The organism is Pseudonocardia sp. GCM10023141, assembly GCF_042653605.1.
Genome location: NZ_JBHSIR010000023.1, coordinates 64505 through 77864, shown reverse-complemented (window position 1 = coordinate 77864; position 13360 = coordinate 64505). Strand labels below are relative to the sequence as shown.

General features: G+C 72.7%; 12 protein-coding genes. 10 read left to right on the top strand and 2 right to left on the bottom strand.

Annotated features, from left to right (window positions below):
• Positions 1-129: 129 nt before the first annotated feature.
• From ACFPFQ_RS12265 to ACFPFQ_RS12240, 6 genes are all read left to right on the top strand, one after another.
• Positions 130-1848 carry an AMP-binding protein gene (locus tag ACFPFQ_RS12265; RefSeq protein WP_379617991.1) on the top strand — a complete coding sequence of 573 codons (1719 nt, stop codon included), beginning with the start codon at positions 130-132 and terminating at the stop codon, positions 1846-1848.
• Positions 1845-2561 carry an alpha/beta fold hydrolase gene (locus ACFPFQ_RS12260; protein WP_379617989.1) on the top strand — a complete coding sequence of 239 codons (717 nt, stop codon included), beginning with the start codon at positions 1845-1847 and terminating at the stop codon, positions 2559-2561. Before ACFPFQ_RS12265 ends, ACFPFQ_RS12260 begins: the two co-directional genes overlap by 4 nt.
• 29 nt (positions 2562-2590) lie before the next feature.
• Positions 2591-4822, top strand: coding sequence for a CoA transferase (locus tag ACFPFQ_RS12255; protein WP_379617987.1), 2232 nt, complete (start codon positions 2591-2593; stop codon positions 4820-4822).
• Between the two features lie 17 nt (positions 4823-4839).
• Entirely contained in the window at positions 4840-5661 is an 822-nt protein-coding gene (locus ACFPFQ_RS12250; RefSeq protein ID WP_379617985.1) for an SDR family NAD(P)-dependent oxidoreductase, read from the top strand.
• A gap of 77 nt (positions 5662-5738) precedes the next feature.
• Positions 5739-6674 (top strand): SDR family NAD(P)-dependent oxidoreductase, encoded by a 936-nt coding sequence (locus ACFPFQ_RS12245; protein WP_379617984.1) that lies wholly within the window; start codon positions 5739-5741, stop codon positions 6672-6674.
• Positions 6671-7333 carry a 3,4-dihydroxy-2-butanone-4-phosphate synthase gene (locus ACFPFQ_RS12240; protein WP_379617982.1) on the top strand — a complete coding sequence of 221 codons (663 nt, stop codon included), beginning with the start codon at positions 6671-6673 and terminating at the stop codon, positions 7331-7333. The genes ACFPFQ_RS12245 and ACFPFQ_RS12240 overlap by 4 nt, the downstream gene beginning before the upstream one ends.
• A gap of 89 nt (positions 7334-7422) precedes the next feature.
• On the opposite strand, the gene ACFPFQ_RS12235 is transcribed toward ACFPFQ_RS12240, so the two are convergent.
• Together ACFPFQ_RS12235 and ACFPFQ_RS12230 are read right to left on the bottom strand one after the other, a co-directional pair.
• Positions 7423-8196 carry a crotonase/enoyl-CoA hydratase family protein gene (locus ACFPFQ_RS12235; RefSeq protein ID WP_379617980.1) on the bottom strand — a complete coding sequence of 258 codons (774 nt, stop codon included), beginning with the start codon at positions 8194-8196 and terminating at the stop codon, positions 7423-7425.
• A 3-nt stretch (positions 8197-8199) separates the two neighbouring features.
• A complete protein-coding gene (locus tag ACFPFQ_RS12230; RefSeq protein ID WP_379618164.1) occupies positions 8200-8970 on the bottom strand; it encodes an SDR family NAD(P)-dependent oxidoreductase in 771 nt (256 codons plus the stop codon).
• Between the two features lie 219 nt (positions 8971-9189).
• Here ACFPFQ_RS12230 and ACFPFQ_RS12225 point away from each other — a divergent pair, with 219 nt between their 5' ends.
• From ACFPFQ_RS12225 to ACFPFQ_RS12210, 4 genes are all read left to right on the top strand, one after another.
• Positions 9190-10428: an LLM class flavin-dependent oxidoreductase gene (locus ACFPFQ_RS12225; protein WP_379617979.1), complete on the top strand. Its 1239-nt coding sequence runs from the start codon at positions 9190-9192 to the stop codon at positions 10426-10428.
• Positions 10425-11207: an alpha/beta fold hydrolase gene (locus ACFPFQ_RS12220; protein ID WP_379617977.1), complete on the top strand. Its 783-nt coding sequence runs from the start codon at positions 10425-10427 to the stop codon at positions 11205-11207. The genes ACFPFQ_RS12225 and ACFPFQ_RS12220 overlap by 4 nt, the downstream gene beginning before the upstream one ends.
• A gap of 39 nt (positions 11208-11246) precedes the next feature.
• Positions 11247-11774, top strand: a complete 528-nt coding sequence (locus ACFPFQ_RS12215; protein WP_379617975.1) for a DUF7700 domain-containing protein — start codon at positions 11247-11249, stop codon at positions 11772-11774.
• 122 nt (positions 11775-11896) lie between these two features.
• Positions 11897-13249, top strand: coding sequence for an MFS transporter (locus ACFPFQ_RS12210; RefSeq protein WP_379617974.1), 1353 nt, complete (start codon positions 11897-11899; stop codon positions 13247-13249).
• The last annotated feature ends 111 nt before the right edge of the window (positions 13250-13360 follow it).

Sequence of the window (13360 nt, the reverse complement as noted above, 5' to 3'; positions counted from 1 at the left end):
CAGCCACCCGCTGCCCCGCTCGGCCGACCAGGTCGGGCGGGGCAGTTTTGCGTTTCGCGGCCCGCTATTGCGCATACAGTGTTGCAGTAAGCAGTATGGAGACATACAAACTCTCTTCCGGAGGTGCGGGTGCGCGCGGATCCAGCGTTCGACACGGACGTCGTCGAGACCCCGGCAGCGGGCGTCGAGTTCTCCATCGCGACGCTCGTCGAGACGACAGCGCAACGGGTGCCGGACCGGCCCGCGATCGTCGCTGACGGGACGGCCTTCTCCTACGCGGAGCTGGTCGACCGGTCCCGGCGGCTGGCCCGCTATCTCACCGACCATGGGCTCGGGGCGCATCGCGAACGCGCCGAACTGGCCGGCCACGAGTCCGGCCAGGACCTGATGGCGCAGTACCTGCACAACGGCGTCGAGTACCTGGAGGGCCTGATCGGCGCCTTCCGCGGCCGGGTCGCGCCGTTCAACGTCAACCACCGCTACGTCGCCGACGAGCTGCGGAACCTGCTGCGCAACGCCCGCCCGGCCGCGATCCAGTTCCACGCCTGCTTCGCTCCCGTACTGGCCGAGGTCCTGACCGACCTGCCGACCGCGCCGCTGCTGTTGCAGGTCGAGGACGGCAGTGGAGAGCCGCTGCTGCCCGGCGCCGTCGACTACGAGCAGGCGCTCGGCAGCGTGTCGCCGCAGGTCGACGTCGTCGTCGCACCCGATGACCTCTACGTCCTCTACACGGGCGGGACCACCGGCATGCCCAAGGGTGTGCTCTGGCGGCAGGCCGACGTGGTCGTGGCCGCGCTCGGGGTGCGCAACCGGCGTGCGGACCGAGAATGGACGGCCCTGGACGAACGGCTCGCGGCGATCCCGCGGCGCCCACAACGGGTCATGCCGCTCGCGCCCTACATGCACGGTGCCGCGCAGTGGTTCGCGCTGCAGGCACTGTGTGAGGGCAACACCGTGGTGCTGCCGTCGCAGCCGCGCCGGTTCGACCCCGACGACGCGTGGGACACCGCGGCCCGGCACGGAGTCACCATGATCAGCATCGTCGGCGACGCCTTCGCCCGCCCGCTCGCCGACGCGATCGAGGCCCGGCCCCGCGACCTGCCGGCGTTGCAGTACCTGTTCAGCGGCGGCGCCGCGCTGTCCACGATCCACCGACGCCGGCTCACCACGGCGCTGCCGCACCTGACCGTGACCGAGACGATCGGATCATCGGAGTCGGGGACCCAGGGGCGCTCCGCCGACGATTCCGCCGCAGACCACGGAGCGACCGCCCGCACCTTCGCACCTGGACCCGGCACCGTGGTGCTCGACGAGGACCTGCGCGGTGCGCTCACCCCCGGCCACACCGGGACGGGCTGGCTGGCCACCGGGGGACGCATCCCGCTGGGATACCTCGGCGACGCGGCGAAGACCGCGCGGACCTTCCCGGTCGTGGACGGTCGACGGCTGACGGTGCCCGGTGACCGGGCCCGGCTGCACGCCGACGGCCGCGTCGAGCTGCTCGGGCGAGACGCCACCACAGTGAACTCGGGCGGCGAGAAGATCTTCGTTGAGGAGGTCGAGGCCGCGGTCAAGGCCCATCCCGGCGTCGCCGACGCGGTTGTCTGCGGCCGGCCGAGCGCGCGGTGGGGCAGCGAGGTCGTCGCGCTCGTCGAGCCGCGGCCCGGCATCGTGCTCGATCCCGACGCGGTGCTCGCGACCTGCGCCGAGCACGTCGCCCGCTACAAGGTGCCGAAGGCGCTGCACATCGTCGACGGCGTCCGGCGCACCCCCGCAGGGAAGTCGGACCTGCGCTGGGCCACCGAGCTCGCCGCCCGGCTCGCCGAGCCACGAGGGAGCGACGCGTGACCGTCGTGCTGCTGCACCCGATCGCCCTCGACGGCGCGTGCTGGCGGTTCCTCGGCGCGGACATGCCGCCCGGATCGGTCCACCCGGACCTGCTCGGACACGGTGACCGGCCCGACCCCGGCGACGGCCTGACGCTCGACACGTTCGCCCGCGATGTGCTGGACACGGTGTCGGGCGAGCTCGATCTGGTCGGCCTGTCGCTCGGCGGGGCCGTGGCACTGCGGATGGCGCTGCTGCGCCCGGACCGGGTGCGCTCGGCGCTGCTCGCCTGCTCCGGAACGGGTGGAGTGGCGGTGCGCGAGGTGCTCCGCGCACGCGCGGACGACGTCGAGCGCTCTGGTGTGGCCGCGACGGTGGAGGAGAGCCTCCGACGCTGGTTCACCCCCGAGGCGCTCGGCGCCTCGGGACACCCGGGCCCCTCCTACGCACGTGAGCGGCTGCTGGCGGGCCGCGCCGGTGCGGTCGCCGCGTCGTGGCGGGCACTCGCCGAGCTCGACGCGTGGGACGACCTGCCGTCGGTGGCCGTCCCGACCACCGTGCTGCACGCGACGCAGGATCCCACCGGGTCACCGAAGGGTCGGCGCGCGATGGCCGAGCGCATCCCCGGCGCCCGGTTCGCGACGGTCGAGGGCCCGCACATGGCGCCGCTGGAGCGGCCCGCGGAGTTCGCCGCAGCGGTCCGTGAGCACCTCGACTGGGCGGGCCGGTGGTGAGCGCGCCGGCCGCCGGACCGCTCGCGGGCGTGACCGTCCTCGAGACCGGACGCGGCGTGGGCTCCGCGGTCGCCGGCATGCTGCTGGCCGACCACGGGGCCGACGTGACGCGCTGGGCCCCGCAGGGCCCGCCGCTCCCGGCGCAGGAGCCCGGGGTGGTCGTGTGGCATCGCGGCAAGCAGCGGGTGGTCCCAGAAGTCGACACCGGCGCCGACGGGGATCAGGCCGTGCTCGACGCGCTCCTCGCCGCCGCCGACGTCTGCATCCTCGGTCCCGGTGACCCCGTGTTCACCGACCCGCCGGAGGTGCTGGCCCGGCGCCACCCGCGCACCGTCTTCCTGGTGATGCCGGCCTACGGCGGGGCCACCCCGTGGGTGGGTGGAGCCGAGTCGAGCGAGCTGCTCGGAGCGGCCATGGGGCTGGCCATGCGCCAGTCCTCGCACCACGACGGCCCGGTCGACGCAGTGCACCCGCACGTCGCGTACGTGCACGGCGCCTGGGCGGCGACATGTGCTGTGGCCGCACTCGTCGAGCGGACGAGGTCGGGCCACGGGCAGGTCGTGACGGTGACCGGCGCCCATGCGGCGCTGGTCACCGGCACCGCGACCTACCTGATCGACCCGTACGCCGATCCGGTGCCCGCCCCGGCCGGACCGGGCGGCACGAACCCCCTCTACACCCGGTATCGATGCGGCGACGGGACCTGGCTCTTCCTCGGCGGCCTGACCGCGAAGTTCCAGCTCAACGCGCTGGCCGTGCTGGATCTGGCCGACCTCGCCGACGATCCGCGGCTGGGTGGGCAGCTGGACCGGATCGTGCTGCCCGGCAACCGGGAGTGGGTGCGGGACCGCATTGCCGACCGTTTCCGCGCCCGGCCACGGGCGCAGTGGCTGGAGCTGCTGGAGGCCGTGGACTGCCCGGCCGGACCGGTGGCCGCACCGGGGGAGTGGCTCGACCATCCGCAGATCCGGGCGCTCGGGCTGCGCCTGGAGCTCGACGACCCCGAACTCGGCCGGGTCGTGATGCCGGGCCTCGCACTGGAGCTCGACGGCAGTCCGGCCGCGGTGCGCGGGTTGGAACGAGAACGCCCGCCTGGATCGATGGCCCCGGCCGCACCGTCGGATCCCGCGGCCGCGCTCGTGCCGCAGCGGGCCGGGGGCCCACTGGCCGGTGTCCGGGTCCTCGACCTGGGAACGGTGCTGGCCGGCCCGTTCACCGGGTGCCTGCTCGCCGAGCTCGGCGCCGACGTGGTCAAGGTCGAACCACTGGAGGGGGACTCGTTCCGGACCCGTGGGTTCGTCTACAACCGAGGCATGCGCAGCCTCGCGGTCGACCTGCGCGCGCCGGGCGGTCGGGCGGCCTTCCGGCGGCTGGCCGCCACCGCGGACGTCGTGATCGACAACTTCCGGCCAGGGGTCGTCGAGCGCCTCGGCATCGACCACGCGACGCTGCACGGGCTCAACCCCGACGTCGTGACGTTCTCCCTCACCGGTTTCGGGGACCGCGGCCCGCTGGCGGGGCGTCCCGGATTCGACCCGATCCTGCAGGCGGTGAGCGGGATGATGGCCGCCCAGGGTGGCGACGGGGAGCCGGTGTTCCTCACGGTCGCCGTCAACGACATCGCCGCCGCCGTCATGGGTGCGTTGGCGAGCTGCCTGGGGCTGCTACACCGGCTCGGTGGGGGCGGCGGGCAGGCGATCCGCAGCTCGCTCGCGGCGATGTCGGTCTTCATGCAGTCCGGAGAGCTCGTCGAGTTCCCCGGACGCGCGGCGGTCCGGCGGGGCGGCGACGACTACCGCGGGCCCGCGACCGGCGACCGGCATCACCGCACCCGCGACGGATGGGTGCGGGTGCAGGCCACCCCGCAGCAGTGGGAGTCAGCCGCGCCGGAGGTCGAGCGCCTCCTCGCGGGGGAGTGCGCGACCGCCGAGATCGTCGCGCTCCTGCGCTGCCGGGGAATCGCCGCAACGGCGGCCCGCCGCCCGGCCGAGGTGCCCTCCGATCCGGCCCTGCGCGCCGCGGAGGCGTTCCAGGAGCACCACCGCGCCGACGGTCGGCCCTACCTCACACCCGGCCGGATCGCGCACTTCGGGCGCACCCCGCAGTCCCGCCGGCTCACCGCGCCCGGCCTCGGCGAACACACCCGGGAGGTGCTCACCGAGGCGGGTCTCGGCCCCGTCGAGATCGACGACCTGCTGGCAGCAGGCGCCGTGACGACCGGGGAGCCGTTCGTCGTCGACGAGTTGCTGGCCTACCGATGACCGCACAGGAGAACCCCATGGGATACCCGCTGACCGGCTTCGACGGCAAGGTCGCCGTCGTCACCGGAGCCGGTCGGATGCGCTCGATCGGGCGGACCGTGGCCGTGCGGCTGGCCGAGGCCGGGTGCGACGTCGTCGTCACCGGCACCGGGCGATCGCCGCACACCTACCCCGAGGACGAGCGCGCCGCCGGCTGGCGGGACGTGGAATCCGTCGCCGACGAGATCCGCGACAGTGGTCGCCGGGCGCTGGCGCTGGTCTCCGACGCGGCCGACGATGCCGCCGTCGCCGGCCTCGCCGATCGGGTCGTGGACGAGTTCGGTCGGGTGGACATCCTCGTCAACAACGCCGGCGCCGCACGGGGGGCCGACCGTTGTGCGGTCGTGGACCTGGATGCGGCGGTCTGGCGGACGGTGATCGACGTGAACCTCACCGGGACCTTCCTGGCGTCGCAGGTCTTCGGCCGGCTCATGGTGGGCCGGGGCGGCGGGTGCATCGTCAACATCTCCTCGATCGCCGGCAAGCGGCTCTCGCCCTTCGCCGGCGCCTACGCGGCGTCCAAGGCGGGCATCCACGCGCTCACCGCGTGCATGGCCCAGGAGGTCGGGCCCGCCGGGGTGCGGGTCAACGCGATCTGCCCCGGCGTGATCGACACGTCCAGGATGGACGCCGTCGGCCGGGGCGACGCCTGGGAACGAACGGTTGCGGGCATCCCGCTCGGCCGCGCCGGGACCGGTGACGACGTGGCCGCGACGGTGCTCTACCTGTGCTCCGAGCAGGGCGCGTGGGTCACCGGTCAGGCCTGGAACGTCGACGGTGGGTCTGTCGTGCAGCACTGACGGGTCACGCAGCACTGACGGTCGGGCAGCACCGACAGCCGTTACGGGACAAGGACATCGACGTTCGGGAGGTCACTGTGGAGGCAGCAGGAGAGCCGGTCCGGCTCGACGGGCGGGTGATCGTGGTGACGGGCGCGGGGGCCGGCCTGGGCGCCAGCTATGCCCGCGGGCTCGCCGAGCGCGGCGCGGCTGTGGTCGTTAACGACATCGGGCGCGACGCCGGGGGCTGGACCGCGGACCAGCTGGCGGCCCGGATCCGGGAGGACGGCGGGCGGGCGGTCGCAGACCGGCACACCGGCGCCACCCCGGATGGTGCCGCGGCCATCGTCGACGCGGCCATGGATGCGTTCGGCGGCCTCGACGGCGTGGTCGCCAACGCCGGGATCGTGCGGCGTGGCGGGATCGACGAGCTGTCGGTTGCCGACGTGCGCGACGTGCTCACGGTCAACCTGGAGGGCGCGCTGTGGCTCACCCGCGCGGCGTTTCCCGTGCTGCGCGAGCGGGGGTCCGGCCGGATCGTGCTCGTCACCTCCTCCGCCGGGATCTACGGCCACGGGCTGGGTGCGAACTACTGCGCCAGCAAGGGCGGCGTCGCCGGCCTGCTGCGGGCGCTGGCCGTCGAGGGAGCCCCGCACGGCATCCGCACCAACGCGGTCAGTCCCTTCGCCAGCACCCCGATGACCAGCACCACACCAGGCCGCGTCGCCGTCGACGCCGCCCGGCTGGATCCGGCGTACGTCGCGCCGGTCGTGGTGTACCTGGCGTCAGCGGCCTGCTCCGTCAACGGTCAGGTGCTGACCGCGGCCGGGGGCACCGTCGCGCACACCTTCAGCGTCACGACGCAGGGCTGGCGGGTCCCGCCTGGCGGGGCCGTCACGGCGGAGGGGGTTCGCGACAACCTCGACCGGATCCTCGATCCGGTCGGAGCGGTCCGCCCGGTGGATGTGCAGTCCGAGAAGCGACACCTGCTCGACGGGCCAGTGCCCGTCCCGACCGAGAGGACGACGTCATGACCGCATGCCTGGAGGCCGCAACCGAGGCCGGAGTGGTGCGCGCGGCCGTCGCGGCACTGCGCCGTGCGGAGCCGATCGTGGTGCTCGACGACGTCCGTGGCGCGGGAACGGGGTTGCTGGTCGTCGCGGCCGAGCACGCCACGACCGACGTCATGGCGTTCGTGGTGCGCCACACCGGCGGTTTCGTGCGGGTCGCGCTTCCCGCGCAGCGGACGGCGGAGCTGGCGCTGCGGGACATGATGGTCCCGGACCCGGGTAGCCGCGCCGCGGCGTTGACCGTCAGCGCCGACTACGTGCATGGGACCACCACCGGCATCTCCGCGCGGGACCGTTCGCTGACTGCGATGGCCATGGTGGACACCGCGACCCACGCGTCGGACCTCACCCGGCCCGGCCACGTACCGGCGGTGCGCGTGCACGACGACGGGGTGCTCGGGCTGCCCGCACCGGCGGAGGCGGCCGTCGATCTCGTCCGGCTCGCCGGCCTGCGCCCCGGTGCGGTGCTCAGTGAACTGGTGCCCGCGGAGGGGACCGACCTCGTCTGCGGGACCAACGCCGAGGAGTTCGCCGCGGCGCACGGCCTGGTCGCGGTGGGCGTCGCCGCGCTCGTCGCCGCGCTCATCGACGTGCGCCTGCGCAGTGACGCACTCGCCAGCTGATCTCGCGGACGGGCATCGGCCCGCTGCTGACCACGAGGGCCCGTACCGACGGGACCACCCGACGAGCGGGTGGTTCCGTCGGCCGTCGCTCAGGTGCCGGTCCAGCGGGGCGGGCGCTTCTCGGCGAACGCCCGCGCGCCCTCCTTGGCGTCGTCGGAGGTGAACACCGCCGTCTCGAGGGACCGCTGCCGGGTCCAGAAGTCCACTTCGGACGTGCTCTGCGCGGTGCGCAGCAGGCCCTTGGAGGTGGCGACGGCCAGCGGTGCGTTGCGGGCCACCTGCTCGGCCAGTCGCAGGGCCTCGGCCACCGCGCCCCCCGGCTCGGTGACCCTGGCGACGAGGCCGGCGGCGTGGGCGCGCTCAGCGGTGATCGGGTCGCCGGTGATGGCCATCTCCATCGCCGTGCCGTACCCGACCCTGCCAGGGAGCCGCAGGAGGCCGCCGCCGGCCGCGAACAGCCCGACGGTCACCTCCGGGATGCCGAACCGCGCCCCCTCCGCAGCGACGACCAGGTCGCAGGCCAGCGCCAGCTCGAGCCCGCCGGCCAGCGCGAACCCCTCGACGGCCGCGATCATCGGTTTGCGGCTGCCGTTGCGCAGGTAGGCGACCAGGGGCGAGATGTCCTCACGGCGTCGGAACGCCTTGAGGTCCATGCCGGCACAGAACCCGCGGCCGGCGCCCGTGAGCACGCCCACCGCGAGTTCCGGGTCGTCGTCGAGCTGGGCCACGGCCACCGCCAGCCCGTGCGCGAGCGCGCCGTCGATCGCGTTGCGCGCCTCGGGCCGGTTCAGCGTCACCAGCAGCACGGGGCCGCGCGCCTCGATGAGGACGGAGTTCAACCCGGCTCCGATCGTTGTCGTCATGGTCTACCTCGGGGGGAGGCGGATGCCGCCGTCGACGCGGACGACCTCGCCATTGACGTAGGAGTTGGTCAGGCACTCGACGATCATCGACGCGAGCTCGTCGGCCGTGCCGAGGCGATGGGGGAACAGCACCGATTCCCCGAGGCGGGCCTTGAACTCCTCGGCGCGTGCCCCCGAGCCGTAGATGGGGGTGTCGACGAGTCCGGGGGCCACCGTGTTCACCCGGATCCCGACGGCGGCGAGGTCGCGCGCGATCGGCAGGGTCATGCCGACGATACCGCCCTTGGACGCCGAGTAGGCGGCCTGGCCGATCTGGCCGTCGAAGGCCGCGACGGAGGCGACGTTGACGACGGCGCCGCGGTTGCCGTCGGCGTCGACCGGAGAGATCAGCGCCATGGCCGCCGCGGCCTGGCGGAGCACGTTGAACGTGCCGAGCAGGTTGACCCGGATGACGAACTCGAAGGCCGACTGCGCGAGCGCGACGTTGTCCCGGCCGACGGTTCTCCCGGCCCGACCCACCCCGGCCGAGTTCACCAGCGCCCGCAGCGGGCCGAGCTCGCCTGCGGCGGCGACGGCGGTCGCGACGTCGTCCTCGCTGGTGACGTCGCAGGCGACGAACACGCCGCCCACGTCGTCGGCGACCTGCTTGCCCTGCTCCTCCTGGCGGTCGGCGATCACGACGTGCGCGCCGAGCTCGGCGAGCCGGCGCGCGCTCGCCTCGCCCAGCCCGGACGCGCCGCCCGTCACGATCGCCGCCGCTCCCTGCAGATCCAGCCTCGCCATCGACGGATGCTCCTCTCGAGGTGATCAGTGTTGTATGCAACAATACTGTATTGCAGGACTGCCGAGGTGTTGCGGCGCAGATCCGTCCGTTGGCGCAGGTTGGAACGGGTCTGGACCACGCCATGAACTCTGTGGTACCAATGACATTAATGAGCCATACAGTAGACGCGCGTCACGCTTGATGCATCGTCGCTCGCCGAGGGAGCGCTCGTGAAGTTCATCTTCTTCCACCTCATGCCGTACCAGGACCTCCCCGCGGATTTCGGCACCCGCTACGACAGCGTCTGGGTCACGCCGCCCAACGACGAGCTGTGCGACCCGCGAAAGGTGGCCACGTACTACAACCAGTACCTCGACCAGCTCGAGCTGGCCGACCGCGTCGGGTTCGACGGCCTAGGCGTGAACGAGCACCACCAGAACGCCTACGGGATGATGAGCTCGCCCAACCTGATGGCGTCCGCGCTGGCCCGGCGCACCTCGAGCTCGACCGCCATCTGCGTGATGGGCAACACCCTCGTGCTCTACCAGCCCGCACTGCGGGTGGCCGAGGAGTTCGCCATGCTCGACTGCCTCAGCGAGGGCCGGCTCATCGCCGGATTCCCCGTCGGCACCTCGATGGACGTCAACCACTGCTACGGCATCACCCCTGGCGAGACGCGGCCGCGCTACGCCGAGGCCCACGACCTCATCACGCGGGCGTGGACCCAACCCGGGCCGTTCCCCTACAACGGCCGGTTCAACAAGCTGCGCTACGTCAACCCGTGGCCCAAGCCGATCCAGAAGCCCATGCCGCCGGTGTGGTTGGGGGGCAATGGTTCCCTCGAGACCTACGAGATGGCGCTGAAGAACGACTACGTCTACAGCTGGACGAGCTTCTTCGGCTTCCAGACCGGCAAGAAGTTCATGCTCGACTTCTGGGACACCCAGGAGCAGATGGGTCTGGAGTACAACCCCTACCAGGGTGGCTACTGCCAGATCGTCCTGGTCGCCGACACCGACGAGGAAGCGCGGCGCCGCTACGAGCCGCACGTGAAGTACTTCTTCGAGAACCTGCAGCACACACCGCTGCACTTCCGCTCGACGCCCGGCTACCGCACCCGGCGCAGCGCCGAGTTCGCCATCAAGTCCGGCACCATGGCCGCGGTCGCCAACCAGGCCAACACCGCCCGGGACTGGGACAGCATGGTGGAGAACGGCCTGATCATCGCCGGTAGCCCCGACACCGTCGCCGACCGCATCCGCACCGCCTCGAGCGACCTGCGGATCGGCAACTTCCTCGCGATCCTGCACATCGGGAACATGCCCGACGAGCTGACCAGGGAGAACATCACGCTCTTCGGTGAGAAGGTGATCCCCAAGGTGCGCGGACTGTGGGACGGCCACGGCTACGAACACAAGTGGTGGCCGAGCGGCGTCGAACCCCGACCCACGGCAGGAGCGTCCTCGTGACCAGCGTCCGCGAACAGATCATCCAGACCCGCAACGGCGCGGTGAAGACCCGTGTCGCCATCGGCGGGGAAGGCCCTCCGGTCGTGCACTTGCACGGCCTGGAGGGGCTGCACTGGAGCGAGCTCCACGACGGGCTCGCCGCCGACCACACCGTCTACGCGATCGAGCACGTCGGGTCCGGTGAGTCGACCGGGATCGAGGAGCTCTACGACTTCTGGGACCTCGTCGGGCACTACGAGGAGGCGTTCGACGAGCTCGGGCTGACCTCAACCGCGCTCGTCGGGCACTCGTTCGGCGGGATGGTCGCGGCGGAGGTCGCCGCCCACCTGCGCGCACGGGTGACCAGCCTCGCGCTGCTGGCACCGTTGGGGCTCTGGGACGACCGCCACCCGGTCGCCGAGATCGACGCGATCGCGCGGGCGGACCGGCCGTCGCGCCTGCTGGCCGACCCCACCCGGCCGCTGCCGGGCCTGCTCGCTCCGGACGTCACCGACCACGAGGCGCTCTTCCACGCCGACCTGAACGCCGCGAGCATCAACCAGTTCTCGTGGCCCATTGCCGAGAAGGGCCTGGCGCGGCGGCTCTACCGGATCACCGCCCCGACGTTGCTGTTGTGGGGTGCGGAGGACCGCATCGTCGACCCCGTCTACGCCGAGCTGTTCCGCGCCAGGCTGACCGCGGCCACGACCGTGTCGGTCCTGCCGCGGATCGGTCATCTGCTGCACCTGGAGGACCCGGGTGCCGTCCTGGAACAGGTTCGGGCCCACCTCCGAACCTGACCGGACCCGACCTGACCTCATCTTCCGAGAGGAGCCCCTGTGCCCAGCCTGCGCTACGGCGAGGAGTTCACGAACCCGCCCGTCCCGCATCTCCCGGCCAACACGCTGCTGTTCCCCGCGGGACCGCTGTCGATCGGTGTCGAGTACCGCACGTTGAGCCAGGAGATCCTCGCCGCCGTGTACGGCGCCGAGCGCGCCGCCACGATCATGGCCGAGCGGTTCGACGCCGCGCCGGCCTCCGCGAGCGAGCCGATCGCAGGCGGGATCTCGATCCACGTCTTCGATGCGGCCACCGGTGTGGAGCACCTGCGCTTCGACGACCTGGCGGGCAAGCAGCACTACCACTACCTGCGGGCCGACGGTTCGCACACGCTTGTCTGGTTCGACCCGGTCGCCAATGGCGACCTCGTGCCATGGGCGCTGGCCTCGCTCGCCGAACGTGCGGCCGACATGCTCGCCGTCGCCGGAGCCGGCGAGCTCGCCGACCGTGTCGACCGCGCCGCGCTGGAGGCCGCGCTCGTCGAGGCCGGTGCTGCGGCGCAGACCGGACTCGTCGCGACCGGCTGAGCTGCCGGACACCTGTGCACCGCCCCGGCGCCGCGGCGGACATCTGTGCACCCGAGAACTGCGCGGTCCGGCACCGCGCGGTCCGGCGCCGGTACGCCCGTCCCGAGGCGAGGAGCCCGACCGTGTCCACTGCCCCCAGCCCGTTGCCCGCTGCCGCACCCGTCGTCGACCGGCGAACCGCGGCCAGGGCCTCCCGTGCCGCGATCATCGGCACGACGATCGAGTACTACGACTTCACCCTGTTCGGCCTCGCGGCTGCGACGGTCTTCCCGACCGTGTTCTTCGCCGGCGCCTCACCGTTCGTCGCCACGCTGTCGTCGATCGCCACGTTCTCCGTCGCGTTCCTGGTGCGGCCCTTCAGCGGGGCGCTGCTGGGCAGCCTCGGGGACCGGATCGGGCGGCGCCGGGTCCTCGTACTGTCGATGACGCTGATGGGGATCGCGACCGTCGTCATCGGGCTCATCCCGGCCGCCTCGACGATCGGCGGCGCCGCCCCGCTGGCGCTGCTGGCCATGCGGGTCCTGCAGGGCGTCGGCGCCAGCGCCGAGTACAGCGGCGCGACGCTCGTCGCGATGGAGTTCGCGGCCCCGCACCGACGTGGGCTGCTCGGTGCGCTACCGGCCGCCGGCAACGGCATCGGCGGCATGGTGGGCACCCTCGCGATGCTGGTGGCGAGCACGACCCTGTCGGCCGAGCAGTTCCACGCGTGGGGCTGGCGAGTCCCGTTCCTGTTCGGCGGGGTCATCCTGGTCTACGGCTTGTGGCTGCGCGTCCGGCTGCCGGAGACCCCGGAGTTCGAGCCGGCCCGCCGGGCGGGGGAGACGTCCAGGACCCCGCTGCGCGACACGCTGCGGACCGGGCTGCGGGCAATCCTCGCCGTCATGCTGATCGTGTTGGCGCGCACCGGCCTGGCCTACTTCTTCCTCGTGTTCCTGGTGTCGTTCGCGGCCCGCCAGGTCGGCCTGTCGGCCACCACCGTGCTCGTGGCCAACCTGGTCTCGACCGTCGTCTACGTCGTCCTCACCCCGTCGTTCGGGGCACTGTCGGACCGGGCCGGCCGGATCCCGGTGATCCTCGGCGGGCTCGGGCTGGTCGCCGTGACGGCATTCCCGCTGTTCGCACTCGTCCGGCCGGGCTGGCCGTTCGGCCTCGTGCTCGCGATGATCATCGGGAACGGGGTCGCGGTGGCGGCCATGGTCGCCCCGGTCGGGCGCCTCATCACCGAGCTGTTCCCCGCGACACACCGGTACTCGGCCATGGGTCTGGCCAACGAGACGGGGATCGCTGTCGGCGGCGCGGTCGTGCCTCCCCTCGCGGTCTATTTGGCCTATCTGCCCGGTGCGGGGACGACCGCGCTGAGCCTGTTGCTGATCGCGGTCGCGGCCCTCGGGGTGGCCGGGCTGGCACTGCTTCCGCGCCGGGCGCCGGTAGCGCCCGTCGCGCCTGGCGTCGTCGGATCGGAGGACGCCAGCTAGTGCTCCGCGCGCAACGCATCCGCGCCAGATCCCAGCGCCAGATCCCAGCGCCAGATCCCAGCGCCAGATCCCGGCGCCACATCCCCGCCCCCAGCACGCCTCCCGAGCACA

Excerpts from the sequence above, each read along its gene's own strand:
- ACFPFQ_RS12250 (WP_379617985.1), top strand. The coding sequence starts at position 4,840 with ATGGGATACCCGCTGACCGGCTTCGACGGCAAGGTCGCCGTCGTCACC.
- ACFPFQ_RS12235 (WP_379617980.1), bottom strand. The coding sequence starts at position 8,196 with ATGACGACAACGATCGGAGCCGGGTTGAACTCCGTCCTCATCGAGGCG.
- ACFPFQ_RS12240 (WP_379617982.1), top strand. The coding sequence starts at position 6,671 with ATGACCGCATGCCTGGAGGCCGCAACCGAGGCCGGAGTGGTGCGCGCG.